Origin of the sequence: Raineyella sp. LH-20 (assembly GCF_033110965.1) — a bacterium.
GTDB lineage: Bacteria > Actinomycetota > Actinomycetes > Propionibacteriales > Propionibacteriaceae > Raineyella.
Genome location: NZ_CP137003.1, coordinates 3,563,479 through 3,584,507, shown reverse-complemented (window position 1 = coordinate 3,584,507; position 21,029 = coordinate 3,563,479). Strand labels below are relative to the sequence as shown.

Annotated in this window: 17 protein-coding genes, 1 tRNA gene and 1 pseudogene; 13 read left to right on the top strand and 6 right to left on the bottom strand. The window is 67.6% G+C overall.

Annotated elements, in window-relative coordinates; translation table 11 throughout:
* Positions 1-220: 220 nt before the first annotated feature.
* From R0146_RS15910 to R0146_RS15885, 6 genes are all read left to right on the top strand, one after another.
* A tRNA-Lys gene (locus R0146_RS15910) sits at positions 221-296 on the top strand.
* 366 nt (positions 297-662) lie between these two features.
* Positions 663-1,793, top strand: a complete 1,131-nt coding sequence (locus R0146_RS15905; RefSeq protein ID WP_317690775.1) for a serine hydrolase domain-containing protein — start codon at positions 663-665, stop codon at positions 1,791-1,793.
* Between the two features lie 82 nt (positions 1,794-1,875).
* Positions 1,876-3,624 (top strand): sensor histidine kinase, encoded by a 1,749-nt coding sequence (locus R0146_RS15900; protein ID WP_317690774.1) that lies wholly within the window; start codon positions 1,876-1,878, stop codon positions 3,622-3,624.
* Entirely contained in the window at positions 3,615-4,265 is a 651-nt protein-coding gene (locus R0146_RS15895) for a response regulator (protein ID WP_317690772.1), read from the top strand. The genes R0146_RS15900 and R0146_RS15895 overlap by 10 nt, the downstream gene beginning before the upstream one ends.
* Before the next feature lie 138 nt (positions 4,266-4,403).
* Positions 4,404-7,100 carry a hypothetical protein gene (locus tag R0146_RS15890; protein WP_317690771.1) on the top strand — a complete coding sequence of 899 codons (2,697 nt, stop codon included), beginning with the start codon at positions 4,404-4,406 and terminating at the stop codon, positions 7,098-7,100.
* Between the two features lie 103 nt (positions 7,101-7,203).
* Positions 7,204-8,868, top strand: coding sequence for a serine hydrolase (locus tag R0146_RS15885; protein ID WP_317690770.1), 1,665 nt, complete (start codon positions 7,204-7,206; stop codon positions 8,866-8,868).
* A 509-nt stretch (positions 8,869-9,377) separates the two neighbouring features.
* Here the strand turns inward: R0146_RS15885 and R0146_RS15880 are convergent.
* Entirely contained in the window at positions 9,378-10,340 is a 963-nt protein-coding gene (locus R0146_RS15880) for a ribokinase (RefSeq protein ID WP_317690769.1), read from the bottom strand.
* On the bottom strand, positions 10,337-11,356 hold the full coding sequence (locus tag R0146_RS15875; protein ID WP_411567213.1) for a LacI family DNA-binding transcriptional regulator: 1,020 nt from the start codon (positions 11,354-11,356) through the stop codon (positions 10,337-10,339). Before R0146_RS15875 ends, R0146_RS15880 begins: the two co-directional genes overlap by 4 nt.
* Positions 11,357-11,704: 348 nt before the next feature.
* Here R0146_RS15875 and R0146_RS15870 point away from each other — a divergent pair, with 348 nt between their 5' ends.
* The 7 genes from R0146_RS15870 (at position 11,705) to R0146_RS15840 (ending at position 17,988) form a co-directional block, all read left to right on the top strand.
* Entirely contained in the window at positions 11,705-12,610 is a 906-nt protein-coding gene (locus R0146_RS15870) for a substrate-binding domain-containing protein (RefSeq protein ID WP_317690768.1), read from the top strand.
* Between the two features lie 2 nt (positions 12,611-12,612).
* A complete protein-coding gene (locus tag R0146_RS15865) occupies positions 12,613-13,356 on the top strand; it encodes an ATP-binding cassette domain-containing protein (protein ID WP_317690766.1) in 744 nt (247 codons plus the stop codon).
* Positions 13,353-14,363 carry an ABC transporter permease gene (locus tag R0146_RS15860; RefSeq protein ID WP_317690765.1) on the top strand — a complete coding sequence of 337 codons (1,011 nt, stop codon included), beginning with the start codon at positions 13,353-13,355 and terminating at the stop codon, positions 14,361-14,363. Before R0146_RS15865 ends, R0146_RS15860 begins: the two co-directional genes overlap by 4 nt.
* Positions 14,360-15,412 (top strand): phosphotriesterase family protein, encoded by a 1,053-nt coding sequence (locus tag R0146_RS15855; protein WP_317690764.1) that lies wholly within the window; start codon positions 14,360-14,362, stop codon positions 15,410-15,412. The genes R0146_RS15860 and R0146_RS15855 overlap by 4 nt, the downstream gene beginning before the upstream one ends.
* Positions 15,413-15,422: 10 nt before the next feature.
* Positions 15,423-16,172 (top strand): glutamine amidotransferase, encoded by a 750-nt coding sequence (locus tag R0146_RS15850; protein ID WP_317690763.1) that lies wholly within the window; start codon positions 15,423-15,425, stop codon positions 16,170-16,172.
* Between the two features lie 95 nt (positions 16,173-16,267).
* Entirely contained in the window at positions 16,268-16,822 is a 555-nt protein-coding gene (locus R0146_RS15845) for a TenA family protein (protein ID WP_317690762.1), read from the top strand.
* Positions 16,819-17,988 carry a M20/M25/M40 family metallo-hydrolase gene (locus R0146_RS15840; protein ID WP_317690761.1) on the top strand — a complete coding sequence of 390 codons (1,170 nt, stop codon included), beginning with the start codon at positions 16,819-16,821 and terminating at the stop codon, positions 17,986-17,988. The genes R0146_RS15845 and R0146_RS15840 overlap by 4 nt, the downstream gene beginning before the upstream one ends.
* 17 nt (positions 17,989-18,005) lie before the next feature.
* Here the strand turns inward: R0146_RS15840 and R0146_RS15835 are convergent.
* From R0146_RS15835 to R0146_RS15820, 4 genes and pseudogenes are all read right to left on the bottom strand, one after another.
* Positions 18,006-18,251: pseudogene (locus R0146_RS15835) on the bottom strand (ABC transporter permease); the annotation flags it as partial.
* Positions 18,202-18,969 (bottom strand): DUF72 domain-containing protein, encoded by a 768-nt coding sequence (locus tag R0146_RS15830; protein WP_317690760.1) that lies wholly within the window; start codon positions 18,967-18,969, stop codon positions 18,202-18,204. The gene R0146_RS15830 and the pseudogene R0146_RS15835, both read right to left, overlap by 50 nt.
* A 196-nt stretch (positions 18,970-19,165) precedes the next feature.
* Positions 19,166-20,008, bottom strand: coding sequence for an ABC transporter permease (locus tag R0146_RS15825; RefSeq protein WP_317690759.1), 843 nt, complete (start codon positions 20,006-20,008; stop codon positions 19,166-19,168).
* Positions 20,005-20,991: an ATP-binding cassette domain-containing protein gene (locus R0146_RS15820; RefSeq protein ID WP_317690758.1), complete on the bottom strand. Its 987-nt coding sequence runs from the start codon at positions 20,989-20,991 to the stop codon at positions 20,005-20,007. Before R0146_RS15820 ends, R0146_RS15825 begins: the two co-directional genes overlap by 4 nt.
* Positions 20,992-21,029 lie beyond the last annotated feature (38 nt).

Genomic DNA, 21,029 nt, shown 5'->3' with positions numbered 1-21,029 from the left:
TCGCGATGACCCATCGATTCCCGTCCCTACGTCTGCCTGTGTGATGCTACCGAAGGTTTCGTCTTCAACAAAGGTCGTGGTCTCCGCAAGCGGCTGGCATCGTCGCGGAGGAGGCAGCTGTTCATGCCGGTGTGGATCGGGATACGTTCCCGGACGGAGCCGCCGGCTGTCGTTCGATTTGGGTGACGGTCGAGGTGGCTGCTAGTGTTTCTTTTCGCGCGCACCGCTAGCTCAACTGGCAGAGCAGCTGACTCTTAATCAGCGGGTTCAGGGTTCAAGTCCCTGGCGGTGTACCAGATCCGCGTAACGACGCGGAACGATCGGCCTCGACTCCCTCAGGAATCGGGGCCGATCGTCGTTCCGGGTGCCTGGGTCTTCGGTGCGCACGGTGGCCACTGGGGACTCAGGTCTATCGACGGCGGACCGCCCACCGGACACGATGGGGTCGATGTGCCGTGGCGGCACCTCGACCGATCGAACGGAGACCCCCTGTGATCCGCCGGAGCTTCCTCGTCCGCGCAGTCTCGGCTGGTGTGCTCGTCATCCTCCTGGCGGCGTGCGCTGCGGTTCCGTCCGCTCGGTCGGAGAATGCTGCGGGCCGGCCGTCAACGGCGACCACGTCCGCCCCTACCGGCTGCGTCGCCGATCCACAAGCCGTCGCGGTGCGTACGCCCTCGGCCCGGGCCACGGCGGTGATGCCCGCGGAGACCGCAGCGGCGCTGGATGCCGCGGCCGCCGAGGGCCTCACGGCGGCCGCCACGTCGGGTGCCGTCGTGGCGGTCCGGAGTCCGCAGGGGACGTGGACGAAGGCGTACGGGGTGGCTGATCCGACCACGAAGGCCCCGATGACGACCGATGTCCACCAGCGGATCGGATCGGTCACCAAGACCTTCACCGGCACGCTCGTCCTCCAGCTCGCCCAGCAGGGCAAGCTGACGCTGGACGACCCCATCAGCACGTACGTTCCGGGCGTTCCGAACGGCAAGGACGTCACCCTGCGGATGCTGTTGACCATGACCAGCGGGATCGCCAGCTACACGCTGGACCAGGCCTTCACGGACAAGCTGTTCGCTGACCCGCAGCGGACCTGGACGCCGGACGAGCTGCTGGCCGTCGGCCTCGCCCTGCCGCCGCAGTTCGCCCCGGGGGCGAAGTTCGACTACTCCAACACCAACACCATCCTGCTCGGCAAGGTCATCGAGAAGGTCACCGGCAAGCCGTACGCCGACGTCCTCACGGAGCAGGTGCTCCTTCCGCTGGGGCTGTCGACGACGTCGATGCCGAGCGCCTCGGACTCGCTGCCCGCGCCGCACGCCAGCGGATTCACTCTGCAGGGCACCCCCGACGGGTCGACGACCCCGATCAACACGACCGACTGGAACCCGACCTGGGCCTGGACCGCCGGCCAGATGGTCTCGTCGGTCGACGACCTGTTGGTGTACGGGCGGGCCCTCGGCACCGGCCAGGGGCTCCTCGACACCACGGCACAGGTGGACCGGCTGTCCTCCTTCCCGGGCACGGCCGGTTACGGCCTGGCTGTCGGCTGCATCGACGGGTGGGTGGGCCACACCGGGGAGCTGCCGGGCTACAACACGACACTGTTCTACGACACGACCAACGACACCACGGTGGTCGTGCTGGCCAACAGCGACATCCCCTCCGGTGGATGCACCGCGTCGAAGACCCTGCCGGACACTCCCAAGGGGCTGCCCTGCATGGATCCGGCGGTGCGGATCTTCACCGCGGTCTCCGCCGCCACCGGGCACGCCTTCACGCCCAATCCCAAGTCCTGACGTGGCGGCCCCGGCGACGACCCGAGCGCTCACCGGGCCGACGGTGGCGCTCCACGCGTGGGGTGAGGCTAGATTGCCGTTCATGCGCCCCGTCGTCGTACGGCCCAATCTTGCCCGTTCGCTCGATCGGGCGCTGCTGGTGATCCTGTGCTCCGGTCTGGGACTGGTTGGCGTGCAGACGGCCCTCCTGCCGTGGCGCGACGCCGGGGGCGGCGTCCTGCTGTTGTTCCCTGCGGTGTGCCTCGCCTACCTCGGCGCCGGGCTCCGCGCCTGGTACCGGCGCCCGAGCAATCGACTCGGTGCGGTGATCCTGTTCGGTGGACTGGCCGTCTGGATCGGCAGCCTGCAGGCCACCGGGGTGCCGGGACTGGTCGCCGTCGGCACGGTCGGTGCGACCCTCATCCTCGCCGTCCTGGTGCACCTGCTGCTCGCCTTCCCGTCCGGGCGACTGATCGGCCCGGTGCCGGTGGCGACGGTGGCGGCGGCGTACGTCACCTCGCTCGTCCTCCAGGCGCCCAAGTACGTCTTCGATCCGACCGTCCGCGCGCAGGTCCTCTTCCTGGCGGACGACCCCACTGCCCGGGCGCTCGGCATGGGATTCCAGCAGCTCGTCGGCGCCGGGGTCATGGTGTCGACCGCGGCTGTCCTGATCGGACGGCTGGTGCGAACGGATGCCGCCGGTCGCCGCGTTCTCGCCCCGCTCTTCACCTACGGGGTCGGCGCGGCTCTCTTCATCCCCGTGAGCTCGCTGGTGCTGACACCGGTGTTCGGGCTGAGTGCCGAAGGCCGGGCGGCGTGGCAGCTGCTGGTCCTCGGCGGCGTTCCGTTCGTGTTCGTGTTCGGCATGCTGCGCGGAGGCTTCGCCAGGACCGGCGAACTGGAGGAACTCGGCGCCTGGCTGAGCGCCTCGGACGGGAGCCGGCCGGCGCTGACCCGCGCCCTGTCACGGGCCCTGGGCGATCCGTCCCTGGCCCTGTCGTTCTGGGTCGCGCGGCAACGCATCTTCGTCGACGATCGTGGCGTCCCGATCGTTCCGGACACGGGGCCTGCGCGGGGCTTCGTCCCGATCGAACTGGACGGCCGGACCGTCGGTGCTGTCCACTATGACTCCCAACTCATCGCGGACCCGGAGCTGGTGCGGACCGCGGGACAGGTGATCGCCATCGCCGTGGACAGGGAACGGCTGACGGCCGAGCTGCGGGAGAGCCAGCGTGCCCTGCAGTTCTCCCGGGAGCGGCTGGTGGATGCCGGTGACCGCGAACGACGGCGGATCGCCCAGGACCTCCACGACGGGTTGCAGGTGCAGCTGGTGCTGCTGGCGCTGGAGGCTCAGCAACTGGCGAACGCCGCCGGGACCGACACGGCGTCCGGAGGACGCGCGACCCAGCTGCGCCAACGGATCGACGCAGCGGCGGCCGATCTGCGTCAGCTGGTGGCGGCCGTGATGCCGGCGGCATTGGTCGAGCACGGCCTCGGCGCCGCTGTCGAGGACCTCGCCGACCGGATGCCCATCCCGACCACGCTCGTCCTGAGCATCGGGGAGATCTCGCCGTCGTCGGCGCTGGAGAGCACCGCCTACTTCGTCACCGCCGAGGCGTTGACGAACACCGTGAAGCACGCGCAGGCATCGCGCGCCTCGGTCCGCCTGATCTCGGACGACGGCTGGCTGCGGATCGAGGTGTCGGACGACGGGGTGGGCGGCGCGAACCCCGGTCGAGGCCGCGGTCTGCGAGGCATGACGGACCGGATCGACGTCCTCGGCGGACGGTTGACCATCGCCAGCGAGCCGGGACAGGGAACACGGATCGAGGTGGCATTGCCGTGCGGGTGATCATTGCCGAGGACGAGACGCTGCTCCGCCGCGGACTGCACCTGCTGCTGGAAGAGGGCGGACTGCAGGTCGTCGCTGTGACACCCGACGCCACCACGCTGGAGGAGGCTGTCGACCGGTGCCGTCCGGACCTGGTCATCACCGACATCCGGATGCCGCCGACCCACACCGACGAGGGGCTGCAGGCGGCGCTGCGGATCCGCAGGAAGCACGCCGAGATCGCCGTGGTGGTGCTGTCCCAGCACGTCCAGCGCCGCTATGCGAACGAGTTGCTCGCTTCGCCCCACGGCAAGGTGGGCTATCTGCTCAAGCAGCGGATCGCGGACGTGGACACGTTCCTCGGTGATCTCCGTCAGGTGGTGGCCGGCGGAACGGCGCTCGATCCGGACGTCGTCGCCGTGATGGTCGCGCGCGCCAGGCTTTCTGACCGGGCCGTACGCTCGCTGACCCCGCGGCAGCAACAGGTGCTCGCGCTGATGGCGGAAGGGCGCAGCAACGCCCGGATCGCCGCCGAGCTGTTCCTCACCGAGAAGGCCGTTGTCCAGCACACGTCGCGGATCTACGACGCGCTGAATCTGCCGGTCGACTCCGATTCGCACCGACGAGTGCTTGCGGTGATGCGCTACCTCAGCGGGAGCTGACGCCTCGCGTCGAGCGAAGACCCGCACCATGAGGAGACTGGCGACCCAGGTCCATTCCCCGTCCGCGGTCGCCTCCGTAGCGTGCTGCGCGGGCCACCATGCGCCGGCTGGCCCGTGACACGAACGGGAGGGGTCTCCATGCGGAGCAGAGGAGTGCGGCGGTCGTTGGCCGCCGTCATGGTCGTTCTTGCGCTGGGCGGGCAGGCGATGATCGGTACGTCCGCTGCAGCCGCGCCCAAGGACGGGATGCCGGCCACGGCCAAGAACAACGCCGCGGTGAACAACGGCAAGAACAACCACGGGAACAATGACAACGGTGGGAACAACGGTCCGACCGTCCCGCTGGGGACGGTCACGCCGCCGCGCACGACCCTCACCGCGGCCCAGGGCCGGACGGGCCCGAGTGTCGCCCTCGACACGATGGCGGTGGACGGTGCGGGGCGTCCCGGCGTCCGGGTCGGCACGGCGTTTCATCCGGCGCCCTTCCTGTCCGGCACGTCGTACACCGACGGACACGGTGCCAAGGCCGAGTGGCAGCTGCTGGTCCTCAACACCCAGGACCTCACCGTCAAGCTGAGCCGTACGTACTCCACGGCGACGGCGGCCGATCTCCCGAAGGATTTCCAGGTGCTGGTCGACGGGAGCGCGGACCTGAACTACCGGGTGATCGTCACCAACCATCCGGCCGCCGGTTGGGTGGCCGGTGAGGGGTTGCAGGGCACCCTCGGGCCGCTGGGATACACCTACCCGGACGCCGCCCGGTTCCCGACCGGCAGCCTCGCCCAGGGCGACTTCTCGATGATCGTCAGCGTCACCGGGTCGGGTGACCAGCCGGTGCAGAAGAACGTCCAGTCCAAGTGGAGCGACACGTACGAGGGTGGGAGGATCCAGGCCCCGATGGTGCTGAACCGGTGGGGCAACTACACCTACCTGTCCAACCAGTTCGTCACCATCGACACGCGGTCCAGCTTCGGTTGTGACCAGCCAGCGACCAACTGCGCGCTCCGGATCCGGGTCGGTGACCCAGCCAACGACGTCGTCCGGTCCCTCAACGGCGGTGCCGGCTACCTCGTGGCGGTCTACGACAAACTCACCCTGAGCAAGAAGAACGACACCGTCTTCGCCACCAACGGCCCCGACGCGGCCGCCAACGTGGTGTCGATGACGACGTACCTCGCCGGCCTGAGCACGACCGACCCGGGCGACGTCGTGGTCGTGTCGTCCATCCGCAATCCCGGCGACTCGGCCCACAACATCACCGTCGCGCCCGCCGTGCACTACGACACGATGTCCGCCCTCGCCCAGCAGATCGCGGCGATCGGTGGCACCCGTGACCAGTTCAACCGGGCAGCGGCCACGCCGAGTGCCGACTACAACCTCGTCGGCTGGGTCGGACCGGGCACCTCGACCGCTCCGCGCGAGGGAACCGGAGCCGAGAACATCGGGACCGACTCTCGCCTGTCGACGGAGATGTCGCTCGACACCGAGTCGCTGTTCCGCCCCTCGGTCAGCTCGCCGATCCCGCTGCCCGTCGACGGACTTCGCGACGTGGCGTACGGCCCCCAGTCCTCCCAGCCCTGGCCGCAGGTCAACACGGTCGCGATGACCGACATCGCGCGGAGACTCCAACTGAGTGACCCGGACATCCGGCAGGCGTACTGGCGATCCGTCGACGAGAACTGGACGAGTGACGCCAACACCCTGGCCAGGTTCGACTATCAGCCGACCTCGGCGTACACGAAGGACGACTTCGACCGGACCAAGACGGAACTGATCGACGAGTTCTCCAAGGTCGCACTGATCAGAGCCAGGGCCGCGGCCTTGGGGAAGCCGTACGCCCGGGCTGCCGCCGAGGCACAGACGACGGCGAACCGGGTGGCCGGCCAGATTGCCGTGGACAAGAACTCGAACGTCCAGTGGAGTTGGATGAAGTTCGGTGATCAGTTCGTCGGCGTCCTCGGATCGCTGATGGGCTTCGGAAATGCGACGAAGCTGGCGGATTCGAGCACGAAGATGGTCGCCGCAACGGTCGCCGGAGCATCGCGGGCGATCTCGGCAGCCAGCGCGATGGGGCAGTACGGCAAGGACACGAACGTCCCCACGTACGAACAGATCTCGATCAAGGCCAACCAATTGGGTGAGCAGATCCAGGCGGCGATGGACGAGACGCGGGCAGGCTATTCTCGCGAGGCCGACATGATCCTCGCGGACTATGCGAAGTTCCAGGCCGTGACCAGCTGGAACTGCACGACCGCCGACGACCCGGCCGCTCCCCAGGGGACCTGGGCCTGGTGCCACGCGACGGACGACCCGTCGTACGGTACGCCGACCTACTCCGCGGCGCTCCGCTCCGCCGAACGGGTGTCCTGGACCGGGCTCGCCCCGCTCGAATTCGGTGTCTACCAACTCGACATCAGCACCATCACCGACCTCACGTACTACGGCTACTCGGGCGGTGGCGACATCAACTGCGGACCGAACTTCACCAATGCCGGCATCTTCACGGTCAACGGAGGCCCGTGGCCCGAGGAGACGGTGGCACGGCTCCAGCAGAACGACGGCGGGCTGGCGCCGGAATACAACCCGTGGATGGCCCGACCCGAATACCAGATCTATGTGATGGGGAAGATCAAATACAGCTCCCCGTGGGGGAAGACGAACTATCCCCAGCCGGTGCCTGCGAGCATCTACCACCGGATGTTCGACCCCGTTTCGACGTCCGATCTCACCCCCTCGGCGGGCGGTCTGGGCATCCGGGCCGACAAGTACCTCCCGACGTTGCCGCACAATCCGCTGCACGGCTGCCATTGGTACACCGGCTATTACCACAACTGACCGGACCGCACCCGGGGCTCCTCCCCGGGTGCGGCCCGCTCCCAGCATCCCTGGCGATCGAGCAGCTCCTCGGTCAGGTCGCCGTTCTCAGAGAAGGTGTCAGATGGTCCAGGATCTCGACAACACCCCACGTCGGAACGCCCCGGGGCGGCGCTCGGTGCTGAAGGCACTGGGCACCGGTGCGCTCGGGCTGGCCGCCCTGCCGACGCTGTCCGCCTGCGGCGGCGACGGGGCACCCGGCGGCTCGCCGTCCCTGCTGGCGGCCCCCGCGCAGCAGGTCCCACCGCTCCTGGACAGCACGCACGTCAGCCACGCGCTCGCCCGGTTGGACGGGCTCATCCTGGACGCCATGACCCGCACCGGCGTGCCCGGGATCGCCGCGGCCGTCGTCCACCAGGACAAGGTCGTCTATCTGAAGGGCTTCGGCGTACGGGAGGCGGGCAAGCCGGAGCAGGTCGGCCCGGACACCGTGTTCCAGCTCGCCTCGGTCTCCAAGCCGCTGGCCTCCACCGTGCTGGCCGCGGTGGCGGGGCAGGGGAAGATCGCCTGGACCGACCCGGTGGTCGAGCACAACCCGGCGTTCGCCCTCCACGACCCGTTCGTGACCGCCCACGCCACCTTCGCCGACCTGTTGTCGCACCGCAGCGGACTGCACACCGGCTCCGGCGACCTCCTGGAGGATCTCGGTTACGACCGCGACTACATCCTCGGCCACCTGGACCAGGAGCCGCTGGACACCTTCCGGTCCAGCTACAACTACAGCAACTTCGGCTACACCGAGGCCGGTGTGGCCGGCGCCGTGGCGATGGGGACGTCCTGGGAGGACCTGGCCGACCGGGTCCTGTTCACCCCGTTGGGCATGACGTCGACCAGTTACCGCCATTCCGCCTACGAGGCCGCTGCCGACAAAGCGCGCCTGCACGTCCGGGCCGACGACCGCACCTGGGTGGCCCGCTACACCCGCGACGCCGATGCCGAGGCACCGGCCGGCGGGGCCAGCTCGACCGTACGTGACCTGGCCGCGTGGATCCGGCTACAGCTCGGCGGCGGTACGTACGCCGGCACGCCGATCGTGGACGCCGCGGCCCTCCAGGCGACCCATGTCCCGCAGAACGTCACCGGCCAGCCGGCGGCGCCGGGCGGCCGGACCCACTTCTACGGCATGGGCTGGAACGTCTCCTACGACGACAAGGCCCACCTCCAGCTCAGCCACGCGGGGGCGTTCTACCTCGGTGCAGCGACCTCGGTCGCCCTGTTGCCCGGCGAACACCTGGGCATCGTGGTCCTGACGAACGGACACCCCGAGGGCATCCCCGATGCGATCAGCAGCGGCTTCTTCGACATCGCCCAGAACGGGAACGTCACGGTCGATTGGCTCGGATTCTTCGCCGGGCTCTACGCCGGGATGGCGGAGTCCGAGAAGCCCGCAGTCGACTACTCCCGGCCGCCGGCCCAGGTCGCTCCGGCTCGGGCGAACAGTGCGTACGTCGGCAGCTACACCAACTCCTACTACGGCCCGCTGACGGTCGCCGAGGACGGCGGAGCACTCGTGGCACGGCTGGGGCCCGCCGGGGCACCCACCACCCTTCGGCTGACCCATTACACCGGGGACACCTTTTCGTTCCGCTCGGTCGGCGAGAACGCCAACGGGCTCGCGGGGGCGATCTTCGCCGTGGACGGGAACGGGCCGGCGGCGAGCGTCAGGCTGGACTTCTATGACCGGACGGGTCTGGGGACGTTCATCCGGGGCGCAGGCGGCACTGCGTGAGCCGCCGGCACTGCGTGAGCCGCCGGCACTGCGTGAGCCACCGGCACTGCGTGAGCAGCCGCGGCGCTGCCGGAGCCGGTGGTTCGCGTAGTGGGCGTGCCCGGCACGCCGTCGTTGGCGCCTCGTGGCCTCCCGGTCGCCTGTGCGGTGCTCCGGCAGGGAGGGGATTGGCGACCTAGGTCCCTTCCCGATCGCCGGGCCGGGCCCTTAACGTGTGAGCGGAACCACTGTGACACATGCGGGTTCCTCGCTGAGGACGTGTGCGCGGCCTGCGCTGCGGCCGCGCTGTCCTCGGCGCAACGTACGGGTGGGGGTCCGGCGTTCTGCCTCGCCGATGGGGGGCGGGGCAGAACCACGGCCTGCCGTACGAGACGCTCCAGCGCCCAGGCCGCGGCCCAGATGCCGAGCGCAGCCCTGATGAGTACCTGCTGGTCCAGATCCGGCGGGTGCACGCTGACAATTACGGTGTCTACGGGGCCGCCGCTGACGGACCCCAAACAACAGCCCAGTTACACCTTGACAGACCCGCATTCAGCGCGACGCCGGAGCGCCTCGTTCTCGAGGTCGCGTCGATTCGGGTAGGAAGGCTGCGCCCCGCGTGCCTGGGCCGCATATCCCGCGACGCTCGCGCCGAAGCGTGCTGCGTCGAGCAGGGAGGCCCCGTCACTGAGCTGGGCACACACCGCGCCCATGAAGGCATCCCCGCAGCCCGTCGTATCAACGACCCGGACCGGCACTGCCGGGACGTGCGCGACGGGAGTGGCTCCATCGATCACCATGCAACCGTCGCTACCAAGCGTGACGATCGCCCGTGAGATCCCCCGTGCCAGCAGTGCCGCAGCGACGCTCTGGTCCGTGATGTCCGGCTTCCCGACGAGTTGCGCCGCCTCGTGTTCGTTGACGAGCAATACATCGGTGACTTCCAGTAGTGACCCGACCTCATCCGCGAACGGGGAGAGATTGGTGAGCACGGTCGTCCCTGCGGTGTGGGCGATTCGGGCAGCCTCTGTCACGACATCGATGTCAACCTCCAAGGAGAGGCCGAGGACGGTGCCGCTTCGGAGCGCGCCGATGTTGGCTTGCACGTCCGACCGATCAATCTTTGCGTTGGCGCCGGGCGAGATCACGATCGTGTTCTCGCCGCGGTCGTCGACGGTGACAAAGGCGAGCCCGGTGGCGACTCCTGCGACCGTCCGGATGCGATCCGTCGCGACCCCGGCGTCGCGAGCCGCGGCGATGAGCATCGCCCCATTGCTGTCGTCACCGACCGCACCGATCAGCGAGACCCGGGCGCCCAGGCGTGCCGCCGCCACCGCTTGGTTCGCCCCCTTTCCACCGGGCAGGATTGCTGCATTGCTTCCGCGGACAGTCTCGCCCGGGCGTGGCAACCGGCTCGTTGACACGGTGATGTCCGCGTTGAGTGATCCGACGATGACGACTCCCGTTCGGCCCTCCTGATCGGCACTGCTCATCGTCGCTCCTCTCCGTGGTCCCGTCGCGCCGCAGCCGCGGTGGTCTCGCGCAGCACGAGCCGCGGCGCGAGCGAGATGCGGGTGCCGGCGTCTTCGGGCTGTCGCGACGACGCCACCTGCAGCAGATGGAGTGCCTCGCTCGCCATCCTGTCCGTCGGTTGCGCCACACTTGTCAGCGACGGGACGACGTAGTCAGCGAAGGTGATGTCGTCGAAGCCTGTCACCTGGAGTTGGTCGGGGACGCGGACGCCCAGCCGGCGACATGCACGCAGGACGCCGATCGCGATGAGGTCGTCGGCGCAGACGACGGATTGTGGACGCGGGCCTCTGCCGTCGAGCAGCGACTGTCCGGCGAGCTCTCCACTCTCAATCGAGTAGTCCCTGAGGACGATCCAGCCCTCTCGCACTTCCATGCCCAGGCGCTCGGTATGCCGCCGAAACCCGGCAAGACGCTCGCTCGTCGAGGAATTGGTCATCGCGCTGCTGACGAAAGCAGCCGACCTGACACCTGACCTATGCAGGAACTCCAAGACCAGGCGCATGGCTTCGTCGTCGTCAACGCCGATCCAGTCAGCCCCCGGAAAATCGACCCTCCTGTCCAGTTGTACGAGTGGGGTCAAGTCGGCTGCGGCTCGCAGTGCGGGAAGGCTTCTGGTCTGATCACAGGCGCTGATCACGATGCCATCGACCTGACGCTGGAGCAGGGACTGCAACTGTTCGGCCTCGATCTCGGGATCCTGTCGCGAGTCGCAGAGAAACAACTGCTTCCCCTCGGCGTGCAGGGCGCGCTCCATGCTGTCCACGAGCCCGGTGAAGAACGGATTCAGGATGCTCGGAACGACCATGCCCACAGTGTCGGTGCGACTCTTGCGTAACGCTCGAGCGATGCTGTTGCCCGTGTAGCCAAGTTCGTTGGCGGCTCGCCGCACCCGGGCCGCGGTCTCGCGTCCCACTGGTCGTGAAGCCGACATCACGCGAGACGCGGTCGACTCGGAGACGCCAGCCCGCAACGCCACATCAGCAAGTGTTACCAGTGCCACTCGTCCTCCTCGGTGGGCGACGCGTCTCGTCCCACGCGTTCATCGTACGCAGCGCTGGACTCATCGGCAACCGATTGCCAACCGACACGCACCTCTTACATGTTCGTCATATTCAGACCCTTCCAGAACCTGCGCGCGTTCTGCGATAGTGGTCAGCAATCGATTGCCAGAACGCCCACTTCAGACCGGAGGAACGCCATGAAGCACACACGCCGGGTCGTCGCAGCAACCGCTCTCGGGCTGGCTGCAGCAACTCTCGTCAGCGCCTGCGATGCCAGGACCACTTCGCCCTCCCCGTCCAGTAGTGCGGGTGCCGCTGCCACGGTGCCTGCCCCCACCAATGTGCCTCGGGCATGCCCGTCGAAGAGCGGCGGTGCGTTCAAGATCGGCGTCGTCGACATCGACGAGCAGACCGCCTTCTTCACGCAGTTGAACGACGGCATCACAACCCTCGCCAAAGACGCCGGGGCCGAAGTGCAGATCGTCAGCGGACACGATGACGCGGCAACCCAAGTGTCCGCAGTTGAGAATCTGACAGCTTCGGGTGTGGATGCGATCATCGTCGACCCGTACGACTCGCAGGCACTCATCCCTGCACTGAAGGCCGCGAAGAAGGCAGGGATCGCCGTGGTCGCCGCCGACGGCACCGTCGCCGATCCCTCAGCGATCGACACTCAGGTCGGCACCCCGAACGAAGAGGGTGGAAAGGAACTGGCACAGGCCCTCTTGAAGGAGACGAACGGGAAGGGGACGGTCGCTGTCGTCACCGCGCTCAACAGCGCCATCCAGATCCAGCGTCAGAACGGGTTCCAGGATGCCGTCAAGCAAGGGGGGATGACCATCGGGACAGTCGTCGACGGTCAGAACATCAACGAGAAGGCGCAGGCGGCCGCAGAAAACCTTCTCACCGGGAATCCTGGCCTGAAGTACGTGTACGCCACCGGCTCGCCCGCGCTGCACGGTGCGATCGCGGCCGCCCGATCGCAGGGCGCCACTGGCACTTTGTCGATCGTCGGCTGGGACCTCGACTCGACCTCCGCAGCCGGCCTCCAGGAGGGCTTCGTGAAGGCAGTCCTTCAACAGAACACCTACGGATTCGGCTACGCGGCGGCGAGCGCGGCGATCAATCTCAAGTGCGGTGGCGAGAAGGTGCCCGCGACTATCAGTGTTCCGGTCACCATCGTGGACAAGTCGAACCTGTCCGACTACCAGTACTACCTGAAGGGCTAGACATGAGTAAGACGCCTCTTGTCGAAGCTCGCGGCATCACCAAGTCGTACGGCGCTGTCGACGTCCTCCGCGGCGTCGACCTGACGCTCGACCCGGGTGAAGTCCTCGGGCTGGTCGGCGACAACGGAGCCGGCAAGTCCACCATGATGAAGATCCTCGCCGGCAGCGTGCAGCACGACGCAGGAACAATCCGCATCAAAGGGAGGCCTGTGCGGTTCTCGAACCCCAGCGATGCACAAGCCGAGAAGATCGGGATCGTCTACCAAGACCTCGCCCTGTGCGACAGCCTCAATGTGGCGGCGAACCTCTTTCTGGGGCGCGAACCGCACACCGGCCCGTTCATGCGCTTGGGCCACATGCATGAAGAGGCGACCAACGTCCTTCGCGAGTTCGGCGTGCGGGTCACGTCGACACACCAGCTCATCTCCGAGCTTTCCGGCGGTCAGCGTCAATCGGTGGCGATCGCTCGAGCCGTCTCCTTCGATCCCGAGGTGCTGATCCTCGATGAGCCCACCGCTGCCCTTGCCGTGGCCGAGGTCGAGTCGGTGCTTCGTCTGATCAAGGAAGTGGCGGCCCGCGGCGTCGGCGTCATCCTCATCACCCACCGACTGCAGGACCTGTTCAGAGTCTGCGACCGCGTCACCGTCATGTACGAGGGGCGAACCGTCGACGACGCCCCGATCGACACCCTCAATATCGAATCGCTCGTTGCCATGATCACTCGAGACAACAAGGAGGCAGCATGAGTGCCGCTGCCATCGCATCGAAACCCACCACCGCACAGCGTCCACTGGCCCAGCGACTGAACAAGTCGACCATCGTCATGCTCGTGGTCACGCTGCTGGTGTTCATCGCTTTCTCGGTCAGCGCGCCGACCTTCCTCACCGTACACAATCTCGAGAACGTTGCCGTTCAGGTTTCACCGACAGTGATCATCGGGGTGGCGATGACGTTCGTCATCACCACCGGGATGATCGATCTTTCGGTCGGCTCGATCCTTGCACTCGTCGCCGTGACCGGAGCCACACTTCTGAGAACAGGCATGCAGTCGGTGCTTGTCATACTGATCTGTCTAGCCGTTGGAGCTCTTTGCGGCCTTGTCAATGGGTGGTTCTCCAGCTATCAGAAGATGCCCTCCTTCATCGTCACCCTGGCGACGATGTCGATCGTGCGAGGCATCGCGCTGCTCATCACTCTCGGTTACAGCATCGCAATTCCGTCGAACCTCATCTTTGCCCAAGTCGGACAGGGTGACCTCCTCGGCGTTGGCTACCCTGCGTGGATCTCCCTGGCCGTCGTGGTGCTCGGTCTGCTCGGACTCACGCGAACCCGTTTTGGGCAGTACACCACCGGCGTGGGATCGAACGAGGAGTCGGTGCGCCGGGCGGGCGTGAACACCAACTTCATCAAGATGGGCACTCTGACACTGTCAGGGCTTGCCGCGGGCTTGGCGGGCATCATCACCGCTGGCCGGCTCGGATCCGGGGATGCGAACACCGCCACCGACCTCGCGCTGTCCGTGGTGACCGCAGTCGTCATCGGAGGCACGAACCTCCTCGGCGGGAAGGGAAGCATCTTCGGGACGGCGGTCGGCGCGATCCTGACCGGAGTCATCACCAACGGTCTTACCCTGCTCGGGCTCAGCCCCTTCATCGTGCCGATCGTCACGGGGAGTCTGCTCGTCATCGTGATCTGGATCAACCTCCGCGGCGGATCGCTGACGGACTTCCTGCGCAGGAGGATCGCATCATGACGGTCATGGTCCGTACGGTGGCCGGCGAGATCTCGAGCGATGCACTCGGGTTCACGCTGCCGCACGAGCACCTACTCAACAGCATCGAGGCCGGCGGAATCGAGCCGGACCCTCGACATCCAGAACTATTCGACCGGCCTGTCACAGCCGACATCGCCTGGATCCTGCGCGACCGTCCCTTCGCGTCACGCGACAACTGCGTTCTCGACGATCCGGAGGACGCCCTCGCGGAACTGACCGCGTACGCATCGCTCGGCGGCGTCACCGTGATCGAAGTGACTTCCGAGGGCCAGGGGCGCGACCGGCGAGGCCTCTCGGCCCTGAGTGCAGCATCCGGGGTCCAGATCATCGCCGGAGGTGGCTGGTACCTCGAGCGCTTTCACCCGTCGATGACATCGAGCGATTCGATCGACGCGCTCACCGAATACCTTCTGGCGGACTACTCGCAGGGGCCCGACCGGACCGAGCCGTCATCCGGCGTCATCGGCGAGATCGGCATCTCCCCTGCGTTCACCGATCGCGAGGAGCGCTCGCTGCGTGCCGCGTGCCGGCTGCAGAGAGAGACGGGCTTGCCCTTGTACGTGCACCTGCCCGGCTTCGTTCGGCACGGCACGCGCGTCCTGGACATCGTGCTCAACGAGGAAGCAGTCAGGGCGGAAGCGGTCGTGCTCTGCCACATGGACCCATCCGGCCAGGACCCGGACTACCAGCGAAGCCTTGCGGACCGTGGCGTCGTGGTCGAATTCGACATGGTCGGCATGCCGTACCGCTTCACCTTGCCCGGCGAAGGAGACTCACCGTCTGTCGCGCAGACCGTGGAGGCAATTCGGGCGCTCGTGCGGGCGGGCCATGGCGATCGGATCCTCGTCAGCCACGACCTGTTCCTGAAGGGGATGCTCCGCAAGAACGGTGGGAACGGACTGTCCTACGTCCCAGGTGCGTTCCTCGAACGACTCATGGATGACGGGTTCGACGAGACCGTCGTCCGCAACTTCAACACCGCCAACGTCCGTGCACTTTTCGAGCACGCGGCCCTCACCACCGTCTGAAAGCAACGACATGTCGCGAATCCTTATCGCCGGCGAGAGCTGGATCACCACGACCACCCATGCCAAGGGTGTCGACGAGTTCACCGTCCACTCCTATGCGGAAGGAGTCGGACAACTCAAGGCAGCCCTCGAGTCCGGTGGCCACGACGTTATCCATATGCCGGCGCACCGCGTGCCCACTGATTTCCCGGAGACACAGGCGGCGCTCGCCCACTACGACCTCGTCATACTCTCCGACATCGGCGCGAACTCGCTCCAGCTCGCCCCGTCGGTGTTCGAAGGCGCACAGCCGGGCGGAGACCGCATCGAGAACCTCGCCTCCTGGGTGGAGAGCGGCGGTGCCCTCCTCATGATCGGCGGCTATCTGTCCTTCTCCGGATTCCAGGCACGTGGCGCTTATGCCGAGACCGTGCTGCCGCGTGTCCTGCCCGTCGAACTTCTTCCCACCGACGATCGGGTCGAGCGACCGGCAGGGGTCGTGGCCGACGTCCTCGACCCGGGCCACCCCGCACTGGGCGGAGCTGGCACCGAGTGGCCGGCACTCCTCGGCTACAACCGCGTCCGTGCAAAGGACGGAACACGTATCCTCGCCACCCTCGATGCCGACCCCCTGGTCGTCGTGGGCGAGGCCGGGCGGGGGCGCACCGCGGTGTTCACCAGCGACTGCTCGCCGCACTGGGCGCCTCTTTCCTTCTGTGAGGCGTGGCCCGGCTACGCCTGCCTCTTCACCGGCTTGGTCGACTGGCTCACCGTACGATGACGGCTGGTGCACCTGGATCGGGGCGTGCAGCTGCTCTGATCAGACGGAATCGCGAAGCTCTGGATCGCGCAGGACGCCGCCCGCTGCTGCGCCGCATGGCGAACGGCACCATCACGGCGACGCAGTTCAACACCTACCTCGCCGTCGAGCAGCGCTTCGTACGGACCGCGGCGCGGATCCTCGGCTACTGCGTGTGGCAGGCGCCCACCTGGGATGTGGTCGTCGAGCATGCGCAGGCCCTCCAGGGTCTCGTGGGCGAGCAGAGCGACTACTTCATAGCGAGGGTTGTTGGTCCGACCGTCGCACTGCCGGTCGGACACGATGCGCTCGACGTGGTCGTCCACGAGGCCGTCAGCACCGGCTATCCGGCCGTGATCACCTGTCTCGCGGCGGCAGAGACGCTCTATCTCGACTGGTGCCGAGCCGCCGTCCAGGAAGCCGGAGGGCACGTCCCCGGACTTGCATCGGAGTGGATCCATCTCCACACGACGCCCGAGTTCATGCGGAGCGTCGGCGCTCTGCACACGCTCCTCGACTCCACCGATCCCGGTGTCCTCGACGATACACAGCTGGACTTCTGGTTCAACCGAATGCTGGCAGCCGAGGACCGATTCCACGATTCAACGACGTCGGAAGGAACCCCATCATGAACGGCAGCACCAGCGCGGCTCTCCAGGACCTTGTCGATCTCACGCGCTTCGGGCCTCGGTTTCACGGTGATCGCGGCATTCACGACGCCGCCGATTGGATCGAGTCGCGTCTGTCGACGGCAGGCCTCCATGTTCGCCGACAAGCGGTGACGCTACCGGCGTGGGAACCGGGCTCCGCGAACACCCTCCGCGTCACTGCGCCGATCGATCGTGAGATGCCCGTCTGGCCGATGCTGTGGAGCGGCTCCTCCGACGGTGTCGTCACCGGTCACCTCCGGCCGCTCGGTCCGCAGGGGATCTGGGGTGACTCGATCACCTGGCAGCGCTTCATCGTCGAGGACGAGAATGGCGCATCCCTCGCCTACGTGCACGCCCGTGATATCGGCCCAGCCGCCCCGCAGCCACTGCCCCACGGATCGGACCTCACGCTGCCGCACCTTGTGGTCGGCCGCCTCGACGGCATGCAACTGAGGGAATGGGTGACGAGTGGCAAGGACGTGACCGTCATGCTGCAGGGCGACTCCGGCCCCGTCGGCGACCCAGCGATCGCCGACAACCTCATTGTCGACATCCCGGGGACCGGAGAAGGAACGGTCCTGGTCTGCGCTCACTACGACACCTTCTACAACACAGTCGGTGCCTACGACAACGGCAGCGGCACCGTCGCGCTGCTCCGGCTCGCCGAGCAGTGGGCGGCGAAGCCGCCGAGTCGATCGGTCAGGATGGTGTGGTTCACGGCCGAGGAGTGGCACCTTGGCGGCTCGCGGCACTATGTCGACTCATCCACCGATAGCGAGCTCGCCGAACTCGACTACGTCCTCAACGTTGACGGTCTCGGTCGCGGCTCCTTCCTTGAGACCTTCGCGTCACCGGAGGAGTTCGGGCATGCGCTGCATTGCGCCGTTGGACAGTACGCAAGTGACACCGGGAGAGCTCTTGAGACCGTCAACCGCTTCCCACCGACTACTGGCACCGATGACGCCTCGTTCTACCGTGCAGGGGTGCCGTCCGTGTTCATGACCTTCAACGATCTGCATCGTTTACACCAGCCTGACGACCTCCCGAATGCGGGCATCGCAGCCAACATCGTCTGGGCCCAGGGACTCGTCGAGCGACTGGTCGCTCTCAGCTCGCCGCGGCGTGTCGGTCGCCCCGGCATCCTCTGACACTGCCCGCGCAGTGCGTCCACCTGGTAGCTCAGCGGGTTGATCCGGCTGATCACCCGCAGCCAGGCCGGCATGATGTCGAGCGGATAGAGCGCGTTCGAGGCGAAGAACAACGGCATGGTGATCGCCTGACCGATGCCCATCAACCGGTCACGCACCCGGACGATCCCGGCGATGATCATCGACAGACAGGAGAAGGACCAGGTCGAACGATCACCCGCCCCGTCCGATCCACGATACCTGCGCCCGTAGCCGTCGGGCATCGCGTACGGCATTGCCGGCACCGTCGTTGTTGAAGTAACAGACCACCGAGTGGCCGTCCGCGCGCCACTCGGCCATGCGCTGTGCCCACCCTGCCAACGCGTCGTCGCCGTAGCTGCCGACGTAGAGCCGATCGGGATCAGGCCCGTGGAAGCGTACGTACACCGTCTCGGCGGTGGCGCGCAGCACGCACGGCAGCTGCGCGCCACTCATCACGCAGTAGCTGGCCCGATGCTCCTCCAGCACGGCGAAGACGTCCTCGTGGACCCAGGACGGGTGCCGCAGCTCGACCGCCACTCGTACGCCGGCAGGCATTGCCTGCAACGTACGGTCCAGCCGGTCGTCGTCGCGGACCAGATCCGGCGGAAGCTGGAGCAGCAGCAGGCCACCACGGTCGCCGAGCGCGGACAATCCCTCCGCCAGGCGAGCGGTCCACTGCTCCGGGGCCGCGAGCCGGCGGGCGTGGGTCAGGCCCCGGGGCGCCTTCACCGTCATCAGGAACCCGGGCGGCAGCCGGTCGCGCCAGGCGTGGAACATCTCGGCCCGCGGCCAGTGGTAGAAACTCGCGTTCAGCTCCACCGTGTCGAAGACCGCGGCGTACGCCTCGAGGCGGCGGGCGGACGGTGTGCCGGGCGGATAGAGCACGCCACGCCAGTCGTCATAGCTCCAGCCGGAGGTGCCGATCCGCACCTCGCCGGGCGCCAGTGCGATGTCCTCCATCGGGTCCACCCCCTGCCCTCGTGGGTGTTCGTGACCAGGATGCTGCGGGTTGTGGGGCTGCGGAACTGTTCAGTAGAGCGCTGCGAAACTGCATAGTAGAACGGTGCGGAACTGTTCAGTAGGACGGCGCGGAATGCGGCTGGGCTTGCTCGGTCCGTGATCCCCTGGGGTCGTCCGGGGTCCACCGGCTCGCCCGTCAGATCGTCGTCCGGGTCTTCCGGATCCCGACGACGATGCCGACGATGGCGGTCAGCGCCGCCGCCACCACGCCCCAGAGCACCGCAGGATCGGCGAAGACCCCGTCGGCCAGCACCCGTTCGGCGTCGACGATGTAGGTCAGCGGGCTGAACCGGGACGCCACCTGCATCCAGGCGGGGCCGGCCTCCAGCGGCAGCATCATCCCGGACAGGATCAGCAGCGGGAACAGCAAGGTCTGCTGGACGCCCCAGAACACCCATTCGCGGCCCTTGCTGGCCAGGCCGAGGGCGTACGACAGGGCGCCGACACCGATCCCGAAGACGCCGAGCAGCACCAGGCCGGCCAGCAGGTGCAGTGGGTGCAGCCGGAAGCCGAACGGCACGCAGGCGATCGCGATGACCAGGCCCTGGACGAACAGCGGCGCGAACTCCTTCAGGGATCGGCCGACCAGGATCGCCGAGCGGTCCAGCGGGGTGGCGAGCACCCGCTCGTACGATCCGGTCATCAGTTCGTAGAGCAGGTTCGAGCCGGTCATCGACGTCCCGAACAGGCTGATCATCACGATCACCCCGGGAACGAACCACTGCAGGGTGCTGTCGGCCCCGCCGGCCGGTCCGGGGGCCGTGGGACCGCCCGTCCCACCGAAGGCACCGCCGAGCAGCGGCCCGAACAACGCCAGGAAGACCAGCGGCTGGATCAACGAGAAGACCAGCGAGAACGGGTCCCGCAGGAACAGCAGGATCTCCCGGACGAACACCGCGACGGTGTCGCCGAGGAACTTCCGCAGATCGCTCGCCGGTGCGCCGATCGAGGACGCGGTCACCGAGGACGTGGTGGTCATGAGGTGGTCTCCTCCCGCAGGCTGCGGCCGGTCAGATTGAGGAAGACGTCGTCGAGGCTGGCCTGCGCCAGCTCGGCGGCCGTCACCGTGAGACCCCCGGCCCGGAGCCGGTCGATGGCGGCCGGCAGCATCCGGTCGCCGTGGGTGGTCGAGATGGTGGCCCGCACGGCTCCGTCGTGGTGGGCGGGGGAGTCCGACCGCTCGACGGTGACCCGGCCGAGCGTGTCGGGCAGCGCGGCGCGGACCGCGGCGGGGTCGGTGTGGTCGCCGGCCACCCGCAGCGTGATCACGTCGTCGGCGTGGTCGCGTTTGAGCACGTCCGGCGGGGCGTCGGCGACGATCCGGCCGTGGTCGATGATGACGACGCGTTCGGCCACGCTGTCGGCCTCGTCGAGGTAGTGGGTGGTCAGCACCAGCGTCATGCCGTAGCGCTCGCGCATCGCGGTGATGTGGTGCCACAGGTTGGCCCGTGACTGCGGATCCAGGCCGGTGGTCGGTTCGTCGAGGAAGAGCAGCGGCGGCCGGTTCATCAGGCCGAGGGCGACGTCGAGGCGGCGCCGTTGGCCGCCGGACAGCGACTGCACCCGGCGTTTGGCCAGGCCGGTGAGCTCGAGCGCCTCGATCAGGTCGGCGGCCCGGGCCCGGTACTCGGCGGCCGGCAGGTGGTAGAACCGCCCCTGGTTGTAGAGCTCGTCGAGCACCCGGTAGGAGTAGCCGCCGCCGGTGCCCTGGCCGATGTAGCCGATCCGGGCACGTACGCTCGCCGGATCGGACACCACGTCGTAGCCCGCCACCTCGGCGGTGCCCGCGGTGGGGCGCAGCAGCGTGGTGAACATCCGCAGGGTGGTGGACTTCCCGGCACCGTTGGGCCCCAGGAAGGCGACCATCTCACCTTCCCGTACGTCGACGTCGATGGCCTTCACGGCCTCGATGACATCCCTCCCGCGGTGGAAAGTGCGGGTGAGGCCTCGCGCAGTGATCACCGTTCCAGAGTGCCTCATCTGTGACTGAAGTCACACCC

Coding starts and splice junctions, on each gene's coding strand:
- R0146_RS15830 (WP_317690760.1), bottom strand. CDS start 18,969: ATGGAGGACATCGCACTGGCGCCCGGCGAGGTGCGGATCGGCACCTCC.
- R0146_RS15860 (WP_317690765.1), top strand. CDS start 13,353: ATGAGTGCCGCTGCCATCGCATCGAAACCCACCACCGCACAGCGTCCA.
- R0146_RS15880 (WP_317690769.1), bottom strand. CDS start 10,340: ATGAGCAGTGCCGATCAGGAGGGCCGAACGGGAGTCGTCATCGTCGGA.
- R0146_RS15845 (WP_317690762.1), top strand. CDS start 16,268: ATGGCGAACGGCACCATCACGGCGACGCAGTTCAACACCTACCTCGCC.
- R0146_RS15900 (WP_317690774.1), top strand. CDS start 1,876: ATGCGCCCCGTCGTCGTACGGCCCAATCTTGCCCGTTCGCTCGATCGG.
- R0146_RS15855 (WP_317690764.1), top strand. CDS start 14,360: ATGACGGTCATGGTCCGTACGGTGGCCGGCGAGATCTCGAGCGATGCA.
- R0146_RS15865 (WP_317690766.1), top strand. CDS start 12,613: ATGAGTAAGACGCCTCTTGTCGAAGCTCGCGGCATCACCAAGTCGTAC.
- R0146_RS15850 (WP_317690763.1), top strand. CDS start 15,423: ATGTCGCGAATCCTTATCGCCGGCGAGAGCTGGATCACCACGACCACC.
- R0146_RS15825 (WP_317690759.1), bottom strand. CDS start 20,008: ATGACCACCACGTCCTCGGTGACCGCGTCCTCGATCGGCGCACCGGCG.
- R0146_RS15885 (WP_317690770.1), top strand. CDS start 7,204: ATGGTCCAGGATCTCGACAACACCCCACGTCGGAACGCCCCGGGGCGG.
- R0146_RS15890 (WP_317690771.1), top strand. CDS start 4,404: ATGCGGAGCAGAGGAGTGCGGCGGTCGTTGGCCGCCGTCATGGTCGTT.
- R0146_RS15840 (WP_317690761.1), top strand. CDS start 16,819: ATGAACGGCAGCACCAGCGCGGCTCTCCAGGACCTTGTCGATCTCACG.